The 18,088-nt window shown below is 67.8% G+C and carries 19 protein-coding genes; 10 read left to right on the forward strand and 9 right to left on the reverse strand.

The features are described 5' to 3' along the window. Positions 1-57: 57 nt before the first annotated feature. From modA to modC, 3 genes are read left to right on the forward strand one after another with little or no spacing between them, the layout of a single operon-like run. Positions 58-810, forward strand: coding sequence for a molybdate ABC transporter substrate-binding protein (gene modA, locus HNS34_RS03545; RefSeq protein WP_172318100.1), 753 nt, complete (start codon positions 58-60; stop codon positions 808-810). Continuing rightward, positions 810-1,499 carry a molybdate ABC transporter permease subunit gene (gene modB / locus HNS34_RS03550; protein WP_172318873.1) on the forward strand — a complete coding sequence of 230 codons (690 nt, stop codon included), beginning with the start codon at positions 810-812 and terminating at the stop codon, positions 1,497-1,499. The genes modA and modB overlap by 1 nt, the downstream gene beginning before the upstream one ends. Then, the gene (gene modC, locus HNS34_RS03555) at positions 1,496-2,557 is read left to right on the forward strand and encodes a molybdenum ABC transporter ATP-binding protein (RefSeq protein ID WP_172318102.1); all 1,062 of its coding nucleotides are present in this window, start codon (positions 1,496-1,498) and stop codon (positions 2,555-2,557) included. Before modB ends, modC begins: the two co-directional genes overlap by 4 nt. 170 nt (positions 2,558-2,727) lie before the next feature. Here modC and HNS34_RS03560 read toward each other — a convergent pair whose 3' ends face one another. The 3 genes from HNS34_RS03560 to HNS34_RS03570 all read right to left on the reverse strand — a co-directional run bounded on the left by HNS34_RS03560 (position 2,728) and on the right by HNS34_RS03570 (position 7,119). After that, complete coding sequence (locus HNS34_RS03560; RefSeq protein ID WP_172318104.1) at positions 2,728-3,531, reverse strand: 3-hydroxybutyrate dehydrogenase; 804 nt, start codon at positions 3,529-3,531, stop codon at positions 2,728-2,730. Continuing rightward, positions 3,528-4,994, reverse strand: coding sequence for a class I adenylate-forming enzyme family protein (locus HNS34_RS03565; protein ID WP_172318106.1), 1,467 nt, complete (start codon positions 4,992-4,994; stop codon positions 3,528-3,530). Before HNS34_RS03565 ends, HNS34_RS03560 begins: the two co-directional genes overlap by 4 nt. Positions 4,995-5,079: 85 nt before the next feature. After that, a complete protein-coding gene (locus HNS34_RS03570) occupies positions 5,080-7,119 on the reverse strand; it encodes an NADH:flavin oxidoreductase (protein ID WP_172318108.1) in 2,040 nt (679 codons plus the stop codon). Between the two features lie 126 nt (positions 7,120-7,245). Here HNS34_RS03570 and HNS34_RS03575 point away from each other — a divergent pair, with 126 nt between their 5' ends. Genes HNS34_RS03575 through HNS34_RS03595 form a run of 5 tightly spaced genes read left to right on the forward strand, consistent with a single transcriptional unit; the run spans position 7,246 to position 10,761 of the window. Next, on the forward strand, positions 7,246-7,836 hold the full coding sequence (locus tag HNS34_RS03575; RefSeq protein ID WP_172318110.1) for a TetR/AcrR family transcriptional regulator: 591 nt from the start codon (positions 7,246-7,248) through the stop codon (positions 7,834-7,836). After that, on the forward strand, positions 7,833-8,585 hold the full coding sequence (locus tag HNS34_RS03580; RefSeq protein ID WP_172318112.1) for an enoyl-CoA hydratase/isomerase family protein: 753 nt from the start codon (positions 7,833-7,835) through the stop codon (positions 8,583-8,585). The genes HNS34_RS03575 and HNS34_RS03580 overlap by 4 nt, the downstream gene beginning before the upstream one ends. Continuing rightward, entirely contained in the window at positions 8,578-10,059 is a 1,482-nt protein-coding gene (locus HNS34_RS03585; RefSeq protein WP_172318114.1) for a class I adenylate-forming enzyme family protein, read from the forward strand. Before HNS34_RS03580 ends, HNS34_RS03585 begins: the two co-directional genes overlap by 8 nt. After that, positions 10,052-10,405, forward strand: a complete 354-nt coding sequence (locus HNS34_RS03590) for a MaoC family dehydratase (RefSeq protein ID WP_172318116.1) — start codon at positions 10,052-10,054, stop codon at positions 10,403-10,405. The genes HNS34_RS03585 and HNS34_RS03590 overlap by 8 nt, the downstream gene beginning before the upstream one ends. Further along, positions 10,405-10,761, forward strand: a complete 357-nt coding sequence (locus HNS34_RS03595; protein WP_214647412.1) for a hotdog family protein — start codon at positions 10,405-10,407, stop codon at positions 10,759-10,761. Before HNS34_RS03590 ends, HNS34_RS03595 begins: the two co-directional genes overlap by 1 nt. 2 nt (positions 10,762-10,763) lie before the next feature. Here the strand turns inward: HNS34_RS03595 and HNS34_RS03600 are convergent, their stop codons facing one another. Genes HNS34_RS03600 through HNS34_RS03625 form a run of 6 tightly spaced genes read right to left on the reverse strand, consistent with a single transcriptional unit; the run spans position 10,764 to position 16,326 of the window. After that, complete coding sequence (locus HNS34_RS03600) at positions 10,764-11,606, reverse strand: alpha/beta fold hydrolase (RefSeq protein WP_328700461.1); 843 nt, start codon at positions 11,604-11,606, stop codon at positions 10,764-10,766. Then, complete coding sequence (locus HNS34_RS03605) at positions 11,528-12,580, reverse strand: branched-chain amino acid ABC transporter permease (RefSeq protein ID WP_172318122.1); 1,053 nt, start codon at positions 12,578-12,580, stop codon at positions 11,528-11,530. Before HNS34_RS03605 ends, HNS34_RS03600 begins: the two co-directional genes overlap by 79 nt. Position 12,581: 1 nt before the next feature. Next, the gene (locus tag HNS34_RS03610) at positions 12,582-13,613 is read right to left on the reverse strand and encodes a branched-chain amino acid ABC transporter permease (protein WP_172318124.1); all 1,032 of its coding nucleotides are present in this window, start codon (positions 13,611-13,613) and stop codon (positions 12,582-12,584) included. Next, positions 13,613-14,335: an ABC transporter ATP-binding protein gene (locus HNS34_RS03615; RefSeq protein ID WP_172318126.1), complete on the reverse strand. Its 723-nt coding sequence runs from the start codon at positions 14,333-14,335 to the stop codon at positions 13,613-13,615. Before HNS34_RS03615 ends, HNS34_RS03610 begins: the two co-directional genes overlap by 1 nt. Further along, the gene (locus tag HNS34_RS03620) at positions 14,328-15,092 is read right to left on the reverse strand and encodes an ABC transporter ATP-binding protein (protein ID WP_172318128.1); all 765 of its coding nucleotides are present in this window, start codon (positions 15,090-15,092) and stop codon (positions 14,328-14,330) included. The genes HNS34_RS03615 and HNS34_RS03620 overlap by 8 nt, the downstream gene beginning before the upstream one ends. 58 nt (positions 15,093-15,150) lie before the next feature. Beyond that, the gene (locus HNS34_RS03625) at positions 15,151-16,326 is read right to left on the reverse strand and encodes a substrate-binding domain-containing protein (protein WP_172318130.1); all 1,176 of its coding nucleotides are present in this window, start codon (positions 16,324-16,326) and stop codon (positions 15,151-15,153) included. Between the two features lie 157 nt (positions 16,327-16,483). Between HNS34_RS03625 and HNS34_RS03630 the strand changes: the two genes are divergently transcribed. Together HNS34_RS03630 and HNS34_RS03635 are read left to right on the forward strand one after the other, a co-directional pair. Beyond that, on the forward strand, positions 16,484-16,864 hold the full coding sequence (locus tag HNS34_RS03630) for a Rieske 2Fe-2S domain-containing protein (protein WP_172318132.1): 381 nt from the start codon (positions 16,484-16,486) through the stop codon (positions 16,862-16,864). After that, a complete protein-coding gene (locus HNS34_RS03635; protein WP_172318134.1) occupies positions 16,861-18,081 on the forward strand; it encodes an aromatic ring-hydroxylating oxygenase subunit alpha in 1,221 nt (406 codons plus the stop codon). The genes HNS34_RS03630 and HNS34_RS03635 overlap by 4 nt, the downstream gene beginning before the upstream one ends. The last annotated feature ends 7 nt before the right edge of the window (positions 18,082-18,088 follow it).

Below are 18,088 nucleotides of genomic sequence, written 5' to 3' on the forward strand. Positions count from 1 at the left end.
GTGCGCCTCCCGCACGACACGCTTGCGTGCGGGGGGCGCCTCATGGAATGTGCCGCCATGGACCTGACCCGCCGCACGATGCTAGGCCTGCTGGCCGCGCCGCTTGTTGTCCGCCCCGTGGCGGCCTCGGAGGCGATCCTGGTCTTTGCCGCGTCCAGCCTGCGGCAGGGGCTGGAGGCCGCGCTGCAGGGATGGCAGGGCGCGCCGGTCACGGTCTCCTATGCAGGCACCGCGACGCTGGCCCGCCAGATTGAGGCAGGCGCAAGAGCCGATCTGTTCTTCGGCGCGAATGCGGACTGGGCCGCCTATCTGGAAGCGCGCGAGTTGCTGGACGGCGCGGCGCGGGTGGTGCTGTCCAATACGCTGGTGCTGGCGGGCCGGGAGGGGGAGATCTCGCCCGGCGGGATCGAGGCGGCGCTGGCGGCATTGCCCGAGGATGCCCGCATCGCCACCGGCTTCGTCGAGGCGGTGCCGGTCGGCATCTACGCGCGGCAGGCGTTGCAGGCGTTGGGGCAATGGGATCGGGTCTTGCCGTATCTGGTGCAGACCGAGAACACGCGGGTGGCGGCGGCACTCGCCGCACGGGGCGAGGTCGCGCGGGCGTTGATCTATGCCACCGATGTGGCCGCCGATCCCGGTTTGGCGGTAGAAGCGGAGGTGCCTGCCGACCTGCATGATCCCATCGCCTACCCGCTGGCGATGGTGGCACGGGGGCCGCATCCGGGGCGCGCGGCCCTGTTCGACTACCTGTCCGGCCCGGAGGCGCTGGAGGCGTTCCGGGCGCAGGGCTTTTCCGGGGTCACGCCGTGATGCTTGGCCTGGGCGAGGCGGAATGGGGCGCGGTGGCGCTGTCGCTGAAAGTGTCGTTCTGGGCCACGGTGCTGAGCCTGCCGCTGGCGCTGATCACCGCGCAGGCGCTGGCGCGGGGGCGGTTCTGGGGCAAATCGGCGCTGAACCTCGCGGTTCACCTGCCGCTCCTCATGCCGCCCGTCGTCACCGGCTACCTGCTGCTGGTGCTTTTCGGCACGCAAGGGCCCTTGGGCCGGTTCTTCGCCCTCTTCGGGGTGGAATTCGCCTTTCGCTGGACCGGCGCCGCGCTGGCGGGCGCGATCATGGGCTTTCCGCTGATGGTGCGCGCGGTGCGGCTGGCGCTGGAGGCGGTGGACGGGCGGCTTGAGGATGCGGCGGGCACGCTCGGGGCGTCCCGCGCGCGCGTCTACCTGACCATCACCCTGCCCCTGATGGCGCCGGGTATCGCGGCGGGCGCGATCCTCGGGTTCGCCAAGGCGATGGGCGAGTTCGGCGCGACGATCACCTTCGTCTCCAACATCCCCGGCCAGACCCAGACCGTGCCGACCGCGATCTACACCTTCCTGCAAGTGCCGGGACAGGAGGGCGCTGCGCTGCGGCTGATCGTGGTGTCGATCCTGCTGTCGGCGGGGGCGCTGATTGCCTCGGAGCTTCTGGCCGCGCGGATGCGCCGGAGGCTGGGGCGGTGAACGTCGAGATCGACATCACGCATGGGTTCGACGGGCTGACCCTGCGGGTGGAGGCCGAGGTAAAGGGCGGGCTGACCGCCGTTTTCGGGCCGTCTGGCGCGGGCAAGACGACCGTGCTGAACATCGTTGCGGGGCTGATCCGGCCCGATGCGGGGCGGGTTTGCGTCAATGGCCGCGTGTTGGTGGATACCGGGGCGGGCGTCTTCCTGCCGCCCGCCAAGCGCCGTGTCGCGGTGGTGTTCCAGGAGGCGCGCCTGTTTCCACATCTGAGCGTGGAGCGGAACCTGCTTTACGGCGCGAAGTCCCGCGACGGGTTGGCCGATATGGTCGATCTTCTGGGGCTTGGCGCGCTGATGACCCGCGCGCCCGGCACGCTTTCGGGCGGCGAGGCGCAGCGGGTCGCACTTGGCCGCGCGCTGCTGTCGGACCCCGAGTTGCTCTTGATGGATGAGCCGCTTTCGGCGCTGGACCGGGCGCGCAAACAGGAGTTGATGCCCTATTTCGAGCGCCTGCGCGACGAGGCCCGCCTGCCCATCCTCTATGTCAGTCACGATGTCGAGGAGGTCGCGCAACTGGCCGACCAGGTGATGCTGCTGCGCGGGGGGCAGATGCAGGCGCTCGGGCCGGTGGCGCAGGTCTTTGCCGGTGAAGGCATGGCCCCCGAGATCAGCCGCGACATGGCGGCCGCCGTGCTGGAGGTGAGTATCGCGGGCTATGACGCGCGCGACGGGCTGACCGAGTTGCGGCTTGGCGGCACCCCCCTCTGGCTGCCGGGTCAGGCCGGTGAGTTGGGCCACAGGCTGCGGCTGCGCATCGACGCGCGTGACGTGATGTTGAGCGAGACGGAGCCGCAGGGCATCTCGGCGCTGAACATCCTGCCGGTGACGGTGCGCGAGGTGCGGGCGGGGCCGGGATCGGGCGCGCTGGTGGCGCTGGATCATGATGGGCACAGGTTGATGGCGCGGATCACCAAGCGGTCGGTCAGACGGCTGGGGCTGGAGCCTGGGAAACGGCTGTTCGCGGTGCTGAAGACGATGGCGGTGGCGGCGCGGGGTTAATCTGTCCCGGCGCGGAATCAAGGCGAAGCCGCCGCGCCATCGACGGGCCGTCCGGCGGCCTGTCGATTGGGTGAGGCCAGCGCGCGGTATCCGGGTCGGACGGGTTTGGCTGAGATAAAGCGCGAAACACTGATGTCGGATCGACAGTCCCCGGCCCGTCAATGGCGCGGCTACTGCACCGTCCAGCCCCCATCGACCGGGATCGTGGTGCCGGTGACGTTATGGGCCACGGGATCGCAGAGCCAGAGCGCCAGCGCGCCGATCTCGGACGGGTCGGACATGCGGCGCGAGGGTTGTTTCTCGGAGAGAAGATCGGCGATGGCCTTGTCGCGGTCGCCACTGAGGGCCTCGGCGCGGGCCTCGATCTGCGGGGCGATCAGCGTGGTCTCGGTCCAGCCGGGGCAGATGCAGTTGACGGTGACGCCACCCGTGCGTGCCGAGCCAACGGCGGCATATTCCAGCGCCGCCACCTTGGAGAGGCCCACGAGCCCGTGTTTCGCGGCGACGTATGGCCCCTTGTGGATCGAGCCCACCAGCCCCTGCACCGACGCGATATTGACGACCCGTCCATAGCCGCGATCCGCCATGACGGGCAGTGCCGCCTGCATGGTGTGGAAGGCGGCGGAGAGGTTGACGGCCAGGATCGCGTCCCAGGCGTCGCGCGGCATGTCGGCCAGCGGGCCAGTCTGCTGGATGCCTGCGTTATTGACCAGGATGTCGGCCCCGCCCCAGGCGCCGACCGCCTCCATCAGCGCGTCGATCCGGTCGGGCTGGCGCAGGTCGCCCGCGAAGAATTCGGCCTGCGGGCTGCCGGCGGCGCGCAACCCTTCGCACACCTCGTGGATCTGCGCGTCGCCGCCGATCCCGTGCACGGCGATGCGCGCGCCCGCGCCTGCGAGCGCCGTGGCGATGGCCAGCCCGATGCCTTGCAAGGATCCGGTGACAAGGGCGGTCTTTCCGGTGAGGTCGGTCATGGGTCTGTCTCCCTCCATGTGCGCAGCTCGGTTTTCAGCACCTTGCCATAGTTGTTCTTGGGCAGGCCAGCGACATGGCGATAGCGCTTGGGGCGTTTGAAGCGGGCGATCTGGCTGAGGCAGAGATCGTCCAGCTCCTGCGCCGTCGCGTCGCCCACGATGAAGGCCACCACCTCCTCGCCCCAGTCGGGATGGGGCAGGCCGATGACGGCGGCCTCGGTGACGCGGGCGTGTTGCAAGAGCACCTCCTCGACCTCGCGCGGGTAGATGTTGGAGCCGCCCGAGATGATCATGTCCTTCGAGCGGTCCTGAAGCGTCAGGTAGCCGTCGGCATCGAGATACCCCATATCGCCGGTATGCAGCCAGCCGTCTTGCAGCGTGGTCGCGGTGGCCTGTGCGTTCCGCCAATAACCCGGCATCACAGGGGTGCCGCGCACAAGGATCTCGCCGGTCTCGCCCGGAGGTGCATCGACGCGGACCTGCACGCCGGTCTGCGCGCGTCCGACCGAGGCGAGACGCTGGCGCCAGCGCGGATGGCTGCGGTCGGCAACATCGTGACGCGACAGCGCGGTGATCGCCATCGGGCATTCGCCCTGGCCGTAGATCTGGATGAAGATATCCCCGAAATGATCGGTCGCGGCGATGATGTCGGCCAGGTACATCGGCCCGCCCGCGTAGATCACGCTGCGCAGGCCCGTGCCGGGATCATCCGCCGCCCGCGCATGGTCGGTCAGGCGCTTGACCATGGTGGGGGCGGCGAACATGTGGATGTTGCCGTGATGGCGGGCGAGCGAGAGGATCTCGGCCGGATCGAAGCCCGCGGAGGGCGGGAAGATATGGCGGGCGCCTGCCCGCACATGCAGCATGGAATAGAGCCCCGCGCCATGGCTGAGGGGGGCGGCGTAGAGCGCGGCGTCCTGCGCGCGGACCTGGTCGACATCCGTCAGGTAGCTGTCGCTCATCGCGGTGAGCATGTGATGCGTGATGATGACGCCCTTGGGCCGCCCGGTGGTGCCGGAGGTGTAGAAGAGCCAGGCCAGATCGTCGGGCGCGCGCGGGACCGGCGCGGCGAGGGGCGCGGCTTGCGGCACCTCGGTGAGGATCTGCGCGTCGGTCAGGGCGGGCAGGCCGTGGGCCAGATCGGGCGAGGCGAAACAGAGACGCGCGCCGGCATTGGAGAGGATCCAGGCGACCTCGGCGGGGTGCAACTTGGCGTTGACGGGAACCACGGCGGCCCCGGCAAACCAGGCCCCGAAAAGCGCGATCAGGTAGTCGGGCGTGTTTTTAAGGAACAGCGCGACCCGGTCGCCGGGGGTGACGCCCATCCCGACCAGCGCGGCGGCGACACGGGCAGCAGCGGCGTGAAAGCCTGCATAATCTTCTATAAGATCATGACCCAGATAGAGGGCGGGGCGCGCGGGGTGGGCCTCGGCGGTGGCCTGGAGCCATTGGGCGATGGTCATGGGATGCGCGGCGCCTGTTCCGGGTGGGGGAAAATCCTTCGTCAGGGATTTTGGCCCGGAGCCTGCGGGATGTGCAAGGCCCGCGTTACCAGCGCACGCCCATCCGCATCGCCTCGTAGATCGCGGCGTGCGTGTTGCGCGCCGAGACGGCATCGCCGATGCGGTAGAGGGTGAACGCGCCCTCGGGGTTCCGGTCGGGGAAGAGCGCGCCCTGCCCCGAGACCAGCGCGCCGTGATCCACCGCGCCGAGGTTGCGGGAGAGCGGTTTCAGGTCAAAATAGAGATCGGCGAGCGGCGTGGTGCCCTGGTTGACGATGACCTGGTCGTAATCGCGCATGTCCTCATGATCCGAATAATCGGTGCCGATCCGGGCAGACAGGCGGTTGCCATTGCGCGTTATCCCCTTGAGGCGACGGGTGACGGTGAAGCCCACGTCCTGCGCCTGGAGCGTCCGCATATAGGGGACCAGGTTCATGCCCATCACCTCGGGCGAGAAACTGCGGTCACGGGTCATGATCTCGACCCGTGCCCCGGTCGCGGCGATCAGTTCGGCGGCTTGCAGGGAGACATGATCGCCCGCCTCGTCATAGATCAGCACATCCGCGCCTGGCTTCACATCGCCCGCGAGGATATCCCAGCCGGTCGCGGCGAGGTCGTTGCCTTCCTCCAGCACGCTCACTTCGGGCATGCCGCCGGTGGCGATCACCACCATGTCGGGGGCGAGGTCGGTTACGTCGTCGGCTTCGGCGAAACTGTTGAAGCGGAAGGCGACATCGCGGGCGGCGCATTGGGCCATGCGCCAGTCGATGATGCCGATCATCTCGGCCCGGCGCAGGGTTTGCGCGGTCAGGCGGATCTGGCCTCCGGGGTCGGCGGCGGCCTCCAGCACGGTCACGACATGGCCACGCTCCGCCGCCACCCGCGCGGCCTCCAACCCGCCGGGGCCTGCGCCGACGATGACCGCTTTCTTGCGCGTTCCGGCGGGCGGGATGAGATGCGGCAGGGACAGTTCGCGGCCCGTCGACGGGTTGTGGATGCAGAGCGCCTCGCCGCCCTGGTAGATGCGGTCGAGGCAATAGGTGGCACCGACGCAGGGGCGAATATCATCCTCGCGCCCCTCGATCACCTTCTGCACGATATGCGGATCGGCCATATGGGCGCGGGTCATGCCGACCATGTCGAGCAGGCCGGAGGAGATCGCATGGCGGGCGGTGGCCACATCGGGGATGCGCGCAGCGTGAAAGGTGGGGAGCCCGATCTCGGCACGCACGCGACCGGCGAAATCCAGATGCGGGGCCGATCGCATGCCCTGCACCGGGATCACGTCGGTCAGCGCCGGGTCGGTATGGACGCGGCCCCGGATGATGTTGAGGAAATCGACCTGGCCCGTGTCCTTGAGGCGATGGCCGATCTGCAAGCCTTCCTCGGGTGTGATGCCGCCCGCCTGCGCCTCATCCGCCGCGTAGCGGATGCCGACGATGAAATCGGGGCCCACGCGGGCGCGGATGGCGTCGATCACCTCCAGCCCGAAGCGCATCCGGTTCTCCAGCGAGCCGCCATAGGGCGGGTCCAGATCGTTGGTCAGCGGCGACCAGACCTGGTCCATCAGGTGGCCATAGGCCTCAAGCTCGATCCCGTCCAACCCCGCCGCCTGCATCCGTTCGGCGGCGTCGGCGTAATCCGTGATGATGCGCGCGATGTCCCACTCCTCCAGCAGTTTGGGAGAGGCCCGGTGCGCCGGTTCGCGGTCCTGCGCGGCGGCGAGGGACGGCAGCCAGTCGCCCTTGTCCCACCGCGTGCGGCGGCCCAGATGGGTCAACTGGATCATCACCGCGCAGCCGTGGTCGTGGCAGGCATCGGTCAGCTTCGCCATCCACGGCACGACCTCGTCCTTGTAGGCCAACACATTGGTGAAGGCGGGCGGGCTGTCGCGGCTGACGATGGCGGATCCGGCGGTCATGGTCAGCGCCACGCCCGCGCGGGCGCGTTCTGCGTGATAGGCGCGGTAGCGGTCCTTGGGCATCCCGTCCTCGGGATAGGCGGGCTCATGGCTTGTGGTCATCACCCGGTTCTTCAGGGTCAGGTGCTTGAGCGTGTAGGGGTGCAGCAGGGGATCGCGGGACATCGGGGGCCACTCTTTGCTTCGGTTCCGCGTCCAGCCAGCCATGCAAGGCGCGGGGCGGTCTTGCCTCTTTGCGACACGCGCTGTGACGGCTTGCCAAATGAAACATGAATCAGTATTCATGTATCCATGGACAAACCCACCCTTCCCAAGACCAAGCGGGGTCAGGCCCGGCGGGCGCAGATCCTGGACGCGGCCGAGCAGGTGATCGGCGCGCGCGGGTTCTCTGCCGCCTCCATCGCCGACATTACGCGCGGGGCGGAGACGGCGCTTGGCACATTCTATATCTATTTCGCCAGCAAGGAAGAGTTGTTCCGCGAACTGGTGCAGGAGATGGGCCATGCCACGAGGGCGCAGGTGGCCGGGGCCATCGCCAAGGCGCCCGACCGGCTGTCGGCGGAACGCGCGGGGCTGGAGGCGTTCCTGCGCTTCGTCGCCGCGCGCCCGGCGCTTTACCGCATCGTCGAGGAGGCGCGCTTTGCCGACCCGGAGGCCTATCAGGATTATTTCTCGGGCTTTGCGGAAGGCTACGCCACCGGCCTGCGCGAGGCCGAGGCGCGCGGCGAGGTCAGCCCCGGCAATGCCGAGGTCCGGGCCTGGGCGCTGATGGGCATGGCCAAGGCGCTTGGCGACCGGTTCGTGCTGTGGGACGACGCCCCCGATATCGAGCATGTCGTCGCGGAGGCGCATCGCATGATCTGCCGGGGCCTCGCGCCATGAAGGTGCGGGCCGAGGCCGGGGCGGAGGGCGTCTTTCGCCTGACCCTGTGCGGGCCGCGCGCCAATGCGCTTGAGCCGGGGATATTGCGCGAGTTTCATGCGGGGCTGGATGCGCTGGACGCCTCCGACGCGGATCGGGCGGTGATCGCGGGCGGGCGGAACTTCTGTTCGGGCGGCGATGTGGCGGCGTTCTTCCGGGCGGCAAACCCCGAGGCCCATGCCGACGCGGTGGTGCCGCTGTTGCAGGATGCGCTGCGGCGGATGGTCGAGATGCCGGTGATCTTCGCCATCGCCGCGCGGGGCGCGATCACGGGCGGCGCGGCGGGGCTGCTCTTTGCCAGCGACCTGGCCGTGTTGGCGCCGGATGCCTTCGTGCAGCCCTACTACGCGCAGGTGGGCTTTGCCCCCGATGGCGGCTGGACCGCGCTGCTGCCCGAGCGGATCGGCGCGGGCGCGGCGCAAGATTGGCTCCTGTCCGATGCGCGGGCTTCGGCGGCGGATCTGGTGCAGGCGGGGCTGGCGCGCGAGGTACAGGACGCGCCGGAAGACCGCGCGGCGGAGATGCTGACCGGGATGAGGATCGCGCCCGCGCTGGCGGCAAAGCGGCTGATCTGGGACGGTGCGCGGGTGGCGGCGTTAACGGCGCGGCTGGAGGCGGAGACGCGGGCCTTTCGTGCCTTGATCGGACGACCCGAGACACGCGAGGGCATGGCGCGGTTCCTGGGCGAAGGGGCGCGGGCGGATGCTTGACCACATCCCCGACATGGCCCTGAAACGGGCCGAGATCGCCCCGGATGCGCTGGCCTTCCACGACCGGGGCCGGGACTGGAGCTTCGCAGAGGTCAACGCCGCCGCCGATGCGATTGCCGAGGGGCTGCAGGTGCAGGGGATCACGGCGGGCGACCGGCTGGCGATCCTGTGCCTCAATCGGGTCGAGGTCTTCCTGACGCTCTTTGCCTGCCAGAAGGCGGGCGTGATCCTCTGCCCGCTGAACTGGCGCCAACCCGCGCCGGAACTGGCCGACACGCTTGGGCCCATCGGGGTCAAGGCGATCTTGCATGACGCGGACCATGCGGCGCTGGCGGGTGAGGTTGCCGGGGCCATCGGCGCGCAGACCATCGGCATCGAGGACGGGCTGGCAGACTGGATCGACGCGGGCGGGCCTGCGTTGCGGGACCAGATCCCGGCGACACGGCCCTGGTATCTGCTGTTTTCCTCCGGCACCACGGGGCGGCCCAAGGCGGTGATCCAGACGGCGCGCATGGCCTGGGCCAATGCGATCAATATCGGCCAGGCGATCGGGCTGACCGGGGCCGACCGCTCGGTGAATTTCCTGCCGCTTTTTCATACCGCGGGGATCAACCTCTACACGCTGCCGGTGTTCCTCAATGGTGCTTCCTCGACCATCCTGCCGAGGTTCGAGCCCGCCACCCTGCTGCACCTGATCGGCCAGGGCGCGGTGACGCAGTTCTTCGGCGTGCCCGCGATCTACCAGGCGTTTTCGCTGACCGAGGGCATCGACCGCATCGACTGGCGCGGCGTGCGCTGTGGCTGCGGCGGAGCGCCCCTGTCCGAGCCGCTGATCCGGTTCTTCGCCGAACGCGGCCTCGACGTGCTGAACGGGATGGGCATGACCGAGACCGGGCCGACCGTGTTCCTGATGGACCCGGACCATGCCTCGGAGAAGATCGGCTCGGTCGGCAAGGCGCAGGTCTTGACTGAGGTGCGGCTGGCGGGGGTCGCGGAGGGCAGCCCCGGCGAGGGCGAATTGCAGCTGCGCGGGCCGAACATCACGCCCGGCTACTACGAGAACCCGGAGGCGACGGCGGCGGCCTCTACCGAGGATGGCTGGCTGGCCACCGGCGATGTCGGGCGGCGCGACGCGGAGGGATATTACTACATCGTCGACCGGATCAAGGACATGTTCATCTCGGGCGGCGAAAACGTCTATCCGGCGGAGGTCGAGCGGGTGCTGGACACGCATCCCGCGATCCTGGAGGTTGCCGTGATCGGCGTGCCGGACAAGAAATGGGGCGAGACCGGCGCCGCCTTCGTCCTGCTGCGCCCCGGCGCGGAACTGGAGGCGGAGGCTTTGCGTTCCTGGTGCCGGGAGAGGCTGGCGGGTTACAAGGTGCCTGCCCATCTGCGGCTGGTCGGGGACTTCCCCCGCACCGCCGCCGGAAAAATCCGCAAGCCCGAGTTGAGGAGGCTTTTCGATGCTTGATCTGACGGAAACCTGGCTGCCGACGCAGGCCGAGTTCGACGCCTTCGCGGCGGTCTCGGGCGATGACAATGCGATCCATGTCGATGAGGATTTCGCGGCACGCACGGGCTTTGGCCGCACCGTCAGCCACGGCATGCTGATCTACGCGAAATTCTGGGGCATGGTGCAGCGCCACACCCCCGGCCTGCGGCAGATCAACCAGGCGATGATGTTCCCCAACCCCTGCTACGCGGGCGAGGAGGTGGTGCTGCGCGTGACCGGCGATGTGCCCGGCACGCTGACCTTGCGCGCCTTCCGCCGCGCCGACGATGCCGAGCTCTTGCTGGCCGAAACGGAGGTGGCGTGATGCAGGTGGGCGATCGCGCCGAGGTGACGCGCAGCTACACGGAGGCCGACCTGACGGAGTTCGCCGATCTGGCCGGGGCCGCGCCGGGGCCACATGTGCCCGAGCCGCTGATCGCGGCGCTGTTCTCCTACCTTCTGGGGGTGCGCCTGCCGGGGTCGGGGACCAACTACCTCAAACAGGAGCTGGATTTCCGCGCCCCCGCGCCGCTGAACACGGACCTGACCGCGACGGTCGAGGTGACGAAGGTAAGGCCCGATAAGCACCTGGTCGACCTCTGGGCAAGCTGCACCGCGCCCGACAGCACCGTCATCTGCGCGGGCCGCGCGCTGGTGAAGGTCAAGGATGTGGGGGCCTGAGGTCAGGCCGGGATCAGGGTGGCGAAGTCCTGAACGGTTCGGGCGAAGGTCTCGGGTTCCTCCAGATGCGGGGAATGGCCGGAATGGGCAAAGACGTGGCGGCGCGCGTGCGGGGCGGCTTCGGCGATCCAGTCGGCGGCGCTGCCGGGATAGACGCGGCTTTTCGCGCCCGAGGCGACGAGGTAGGGGCGGTCGATCTGCCCGATCACGCCACGCAGGTCCATTGTCACCATATCCTGCCACAGCCGCCGCATCTGGCCGGGATCCTGCGTCAGGATCACCTGGCGCGCCTCCTCACGCGTGAGGGTCGGCGCGCCGTCCGAGCTTGCGAACATGGTGGCGGCGATGCCGTGGGTGGCCCCCTCCCAATCCTCGGCGAAGCGGGCCGTGGTGGCGGCGATGCTGGCCGCGTTCTGGCCGATCAGCCCGTGCGGCCAGTCGGGGGCGGGCTGCATCCGGGGGCTCATGTCGATCGTCATCAGCGCGCCGATCCTGCCCGTTCCGCGCCGGGCGATGTAGCGCCAGGCCGCCGCCGCCCCCATCGACCAGCCCACGACCAGCGGGCGCTGCCCCGGCCAGCGCGCGAGGCTATGCGCAACCAGGGTGGCGCAGGCCTCCAGCGTGGCGGGGCGCGTGGCGGCACAGCCGTGACCGGGCAGATCGGGGGCGGCGCAGTCGAAACCGGGGCCGAGCCGCGCGATCACGTCATCGAAGATCGCCCCCCGCATCGTCCAGCCATGCAGGAACAGGATGGGTTGGGGGGGGCTCAGCGCCCTGCCCTCAGCCGCCCGACAATGCCGGAGGGAAAGAAATAGACGCTGAGCACGAAGAGGATACCGAGCCACATCAGCCAGCGGTTCGGGTCGATCAGGTCGGGAATGAGCGGCAGGTTTGCGGTGGCCTCGGCCGCCACGCCCATCAGGTTTTGCAGGTAGTTCTGCGCCAGCACGAAGATCGTGGCCCCGATGACCGCGCCATACATCGTGCCCATGCCGCCGATCACCACCATCAAAAGCACGTCGATCATGATCTCGAAGCTCAGCGTCGTGTCGGGGCCGACATAGCGCAGCCAGATCGCGTAGAGACTGCCCGCGAGTGCGGCGATGGCCGCCGACATGCAGGTCGCGGCGGTGCGGTAATGCACGACACGGTAGCCAATGGCCTCGGCGCGGAAATCGTTCTCGCGGATGGATTGCAGCACCCGTCCGAAAGGCGAATTGACCAGCCGCAGGAGCAGCAGGAACAGGGCGAGGCAGGCGAAGAATACCAGGTAATAGTTCAGGAGCCGCCCGTTGAGGTTGGTGCCGAAGACCTCTCCGAACCGGAAGGCGGGGGTCAGTTCGCGCGGGATCTGGTAGGTCAGGCCGTCCTCGCCGCCTGTCAACTGGAACAGCTGGCTGACCAGCACCGCCACGGCGGAAGCCACTGCCAGCGTGATCATGGCGAAGAAGATCGCGCGCACCCTGAGTGAGAAGAGGCCGATGACATAGGCCAGCACCGTAGCGGCCAGCGCGCCCGACAGCGTGCCGACCAGCAGCGCGTCCCACCCCCGGCCCATATGGATCGAGGCCAGCGCCACGCCACAGGCCCCGAGGCCGAAGAACATCGTGTGCGCGAAGCTGACGATGCCGGAATAGCCCAAGAGCAGGTCATAGGAGGCGACCAGCAGGATGAAGACGCAGATCGTCGCCGCCGTGTGCAACGCGCGCACCCCCGGAAAGAGGAACGGCGCGAGGGCGAGGCCCAGGAACACCACGATCAGCAGCAGGGACAGGATGCCTGAACGGGGCGCATCGCCCGAGAGAAGCCGGAGACCCATATCAGTGTCCTTTCGCTACGCGCATCATGCCCTCGGGCCGCCAGAGCAGGATCGCGGTCATCAGGGCGATGTTGGAAATGAGCGCCAGTTTCGGCTCAAGAAACGCGACGTAGTTCTGCAGGAGGCCGACCAGCAGCGCGCCGACAAAGGCCCCCTCGACCGAGCCGAGCCCGCCGATGATGACGACGATGAAGATCAGCACCATCATGTTCTCGCCCATGCCGGCGGTGATGACCTGTTCGTAGAGCGCCCACATCACCCCGCCGAGACCCGCCAGCGCGGACCCCGCGATAAAGACGCCGATGAAGACCAGTTTCAGCCGGTAGCCGAGCGCCTCGACCATGTCGGGGTTTTCCACGCCCGCGCGCACGATGAGGCCGATCTTGGTGCGGCGCAGGACCACGCGCAGGGCGAAGAAGATGGCGAGGCCGAGGACCACGGCGAGGATGCGGTATTTCTCCAGCGCGGCCCCGGCGAAGGTGATCGCGCCGCGCAGTTCACTGGGGCGGATCAGGAAGATCTCCTCGCCGCCCCAGATGACGTGGATCGCCTCCTCCAGCACGATCAGCGCGCCGACGGTGATCAGGATCTGTTTCAGGTGCGAGCCGTAGACCGGGCGGATGATCACCCGCTCGAACACCCAGGACAGCGCGCCGGTCAGGACCATCGCGGCGAGGATCGCCAGCAGGATCGCGGCGATGTTGAGGGGCAGCGAGGCGGCATCGGTCCAGCCCGGCAGCGCGAAAAGGACCGAGACGCCGACGAAAGCGCCCAGAGAGATGAACGCGCCATGGCCGAAATTGATGATGTCCATGAGGCCGAAGACCAGCGTGAGGCCCGAGGCCATGATGAAGATCATCATCCCCATTGCGAGGCCCGAGACCGTCAGCGTCAGCCAGCTTGTCGGCGCGCCGATGGCCAGGAAGCCGAGCACGACCAGCACCGGCACCAGCAGGTAGGGCGCGGCGCGGCCAAGCCGGTCGATGAGCGTGAGGCGCGCGAATGTGGGGCTATGATCGGGGGCGGCTGACATCATCCGGCCTCCATGCTGAGGCCCATCAGGCGTTCCTGAAGGCCGGTATCGGTTGCAAGCTCGCCCATGTCGCCTTCCCATGTGACATGGCCGTCATCCATCACGACAACCTTGTCGCCAAGCGCGCGGGCGACGGCGAAATTCTGTTCGACCAGCAGGATGGATGCGCCCTGGCGTTTGAGGTCGCGCAGGGCACCGACCATGGTGGCGACAATGGCGGGCGCGAGGCCCTTGGTGGGTTCGTCGATCAGGTAGAGGCGACGCTCCTCTATCATGGCGCGCGCGATGGAGAGCATCTGTTTCTGCCCGCCCGACAGGTTGCCCGCAGAGGTCCGCCAGAAGGTCTTGAGCGGCGGGAAGACGGAGAAGAGCCAATCCAGCCGGGCCTGATCGGGGGCCCCGGAGACGGCGGCGAGGTGCATATTCTCCTCGACCGTCAGATCGGTGAAAATGCCCATATCCTCGGGGACGTAACCGATGCCAGCCCGCGCCCGCGCCGAGGCGGGAAGCGCGCCGATCTCCTGCCCGTCGAACCGGATCTGGCCGGATTTGTTGCGCAGAAGGCCCATGATCGTGCGCATGGTGGTGGTCTTGCCGACCCCGTTGCGCCCCAGAAGCATGGTGACCTGCCCGCGCGGCACCTGAAAACCGACACCTTTCAGGATGTGGTATTGCGCAATGTCGGTGGCGATAGCGTCGAGCGTCAGGATGGGGTCAGACATCGGCCAGCTCCTTGCCCATATAGGCCTCCTGCACCACGTCCGAGGCCATGACCTCGGCCGGCGGGCCATCGGCGACCAGCGCGCCGTTATGCAGCACGATGATGCGGTCGGCGAGGCTCCGGATCACGTCCATCTTGTGTTCGACCAGCAGGATCGTGCGGTCCCGGTCCTGTTTCAGCTCGGCGATCAGGTCGAGGACCACGGGGGCCTCATCGACGCTCATCCCCGCCGTGGGTTCATCGAACATGTAGACATCCGGGTCGAGCGCGATCAGCATCGCCACCTCCAGTTTGCGCTGGTTGCCGTGGCTGAGTTCGGACACTTTCTGATCGCGCAGACCGTCGAGGCGCACGCGGGACAGCACCGCCATCGCGGCCTCGGTGATCTCGGTATGGCTGGCCGCCGTGGTGAAGAGGTTGAACCCCTTGCCCATGCGCGACTGCATCACGAGGCGGACGTTTTCCAGAACGCTGAGCGCGGGGAAAAGGTTGGTCAGCTGGAAGGCGCGGCCAAGGCCCATCTTGCAGCGGCGCGAGACGTTGAACCGCGTCACGTCATGGCCCTTCAGCTTCACCCGGCCCGCGCTGACGCCGATCTGCCCCGAGATGAGGTTGAAATAGGTCGTCTTGCCCGCGCCGTTCGGCCCGACGATGGCGGTCAGTTCGCCCGCGTGAAAGGCGCAGGTGACCCGATCGACCGCCACATGGCCGCCGAACCGAACCGTGAGGTCGGTGGTTTCCAGAAGTGTCCGGGTCATGTCGGGAAGATCCTGGTAAGGCGGCCCGGCAGGCTTGCGCGCGTGCCGGGCCGGGGGGTCAGTTGCGGATCGGCACGTCCATGTCGCCCGCTTCGATCTCGCGCACCAGGACCGGCACGCCCCAATCGACGCCGTCCTGCACCTCGATGCGGAAGTGATACATGGATTGCATCGCCTGGTGATCCTCGGGGCGGAAGGTCATCGGGCCCTTGGGGGTTTCCCAGGTCATGCCTTCCATCGCCGCGATCAGCGCCTCGGTATCCTCATACGTGCCCGCGGCCTCGATCGCCTCGACGATGGCGATGCCCGCGGCCATGCCGCCCGCGGTGAAGAAATCGGGCGGGGTGCCGAAGCGTTCGAAATGCGTCTCGACCAGCCAGTCATTCACCTCGTTTTGCGGGATCTCGTAATAATAGTAGGTCGCGCCCTCCAGCCCCGGCAGGTCGCGATACGCCACCAGCGCGGGCAGGATGTTGCCGCCGGTGGCGATCTCGACCCCGAAGCGCGAGGGGTCCATGGCGTTCAAGGCGCCCATCGGGTTGCCGCCGCCCGCCCAGATGATGAAGAGCACGCGGCGTTCGGCCTCGACATCCGCCATGGCCTGGAAGATGCGTTCGGCGGCGGCGGTGAAATCGGTGGTGTCGGTCGGCACAAACTCCTGGTGCACGATCTCGGCCCCGGTGCCCTCCAGCGCCTCGGCAAAGGCCGAAACGCCGTCGCGGCCAAAGGCGTAGTCCTGCGCCAGCGTGGCGATGGCGACGCCCTCTTCGCCCAGGGCGATGGCGTTGGAAATGGCGTCCTGCGAGGAGTTCCGCGAGGTGCGGAAGATATAGCGGTTCCAGTTCGCGCCGGTGATCGAATCGGCGACCGCCGGTTCCACGATCAGGATCTGTTCGTATTCCTCGGCCACGGGCAGCATGGCCAGCGCCACGCCAGAAGACACCGGGCCGACCGCGATATGCACCTCGTCATCGCCATAGGCCTCGGCCAGCAACGCGCGAGCGCGGGCGGGGTCAAGCTGCGTGTCGTATTCCAGCACGCTGATCGGCTCGCCGTTCACCTCCATCGTGCCGCCGGTGGCATATTCCAGCCCCAGCATCAGCCCGGTGTGGCTTTGGGCGGCATAGGCCTCCAGCGCGCCGGTCTGGCCGTAGATATGGCCGATGCGGATCTCGGCGGCGAGCGGAGTCGCCACGACCGAGGCCAGCAGCGCGGCCGAAAATGTCCGTTTCATGTCTTGAGTTCCTCTCCCTTGGGTCTCCTCCACGTTTATGAAACATGAATCATTATTCATGTCAAGAAATGGCGCGGCGTTGACCTGTCGTGCAACCTGGCCTACCGTCCTATTGCGAACAAATCTTCGGATATAGAAACACCCCCCGAGGCACCCCATGACATCGCATCCCGAAACGCAAACCGTCCGCTGGACCCGGATCGCCAGCAGCTCTGAACTGGACACGGGCCGCGCGGTGATGCCGGTGACGCTGGCGGGGCAGCGCTATGTGCTTTTCCGCGACGATGAGGGCCAGCTTGGCCTAATCGGGCGCAACTGCCCGCATCGCGGTGCCGATCTGTGTTTCGGGCGGCTCGAGGATAACGGCTTGCGCTGTCCGTTCCATGGCTGGCATTTTGATCGCACCGGGCAATGTGTCGAACAGCCTGCGGAACCCGAGGGCTCGACCATGCACACCCAGATCAAGGTGCCGATGGTGCCGGTGCGCGAAGAGGGCGGCGTCATTTTCGCCCAGGTCTCGGAAGGGGAACGCAGATGATCAGCCAGGAGCTTAACGACCAGATCACCCGGATCGGCCCGGAAACGCAGGCGGGCGCGGTGCTGCGGCGCTATTGGCAGCCCGCCGCGCTGAGCGACGAGGTGCAGGGCGATGTCCCGGTGCCGGTGAACCTGATGGGCGAACGGCTGGCGCTGATCCGCGAGGGCGACGGCCTGCTGCTGATCACGCGGCAGGCCGACCCGTCCGAGGCCCCGACGCACCACCCAGCCAGCGGCGACATCCGCGAGGTCCAGGGCGGCCCGCGCTACCCGGCGGTAGACCGCGCGGGTGTGGTCTTTGCCTATCTCGGACCCGGTGACCCACCGGCTTTCCCGAATTTCGACTGTTTCCGCGCACCCGAGGATCACGTCTTCGCCTTCAAGGGGCTGTGGCAATGCAACTGGCTGCAGGCGCTGGAAATCGGGATCGACCCGGCGCATGCCTCCTACCTGCACCGGTTCCTGGAGGATGCCGACCCCGAAGAGGGATACGGCCAGCAGTTCCGCGACAAGGCGGCCCATACCGACATGCCGATGACGCAGGTTCTGCGCGAATACCCGCGCCCCGACATCCAGGTCGATGAGACGGAATACGGCCTCAGGATCACCGCGCTGCGCCACATGGCGAACGACCTGACCCATGTGCGCGTGACCAACCAGATCTTCCCCGAGGCGATCTGCATCCCGATGTCGCGCGAGATGACGATCACGCAATGGCATGTGCCGGTCGATGACGAGAATTGTTATTGGTACACCGTCTTCACCAGCTTCAAGAATCCCGTCAACAAGGAGGTGATGCGCGCGCAGCGCCTGAAGGAACACCGCCTGCCGGATTATGCGCCCTTGAAGAACCGCGAGAACAACTACCACTACGACCCGGCGGAGCAGGAGCGGCTGACCTATACCGGCATGGGGCTGGACATCAACGTGCATGACCAATGGGCAGTGGAAGGCATGGGCGCGATCCAGGACCGCACGCAGGAACACCTGGGCCGCAGCGACGTGGCGATCATCCGGTATCGCCGGATGCTGCGGCAGGCGATCAAGGCGGTTGAGGAGGGCGACGAGGGTGCTTTGCCGATGCGCGGCGATGACGTGACGCGCCTGGTCGGGCCGCTGTCGAACGATTCCATCGCCGGGACGCAGGACTGGAAATCAGCCAGCCGCGCGGCCGATCTGGCGCGTCGGGCAGAGTGCCCCTGGGACGCCACGGTCTGAGGGGCTG

The organism is Alterinioella nitratireducens (genome assembly GCF_013155465.1).
Classification (GTDB): Bacteria; Pseudomonadota; Alphaproteobacteria; order Rhodobacterales; family Rhodobacteraceae; genus Alterinioella; species Alterinioella nitratireducens.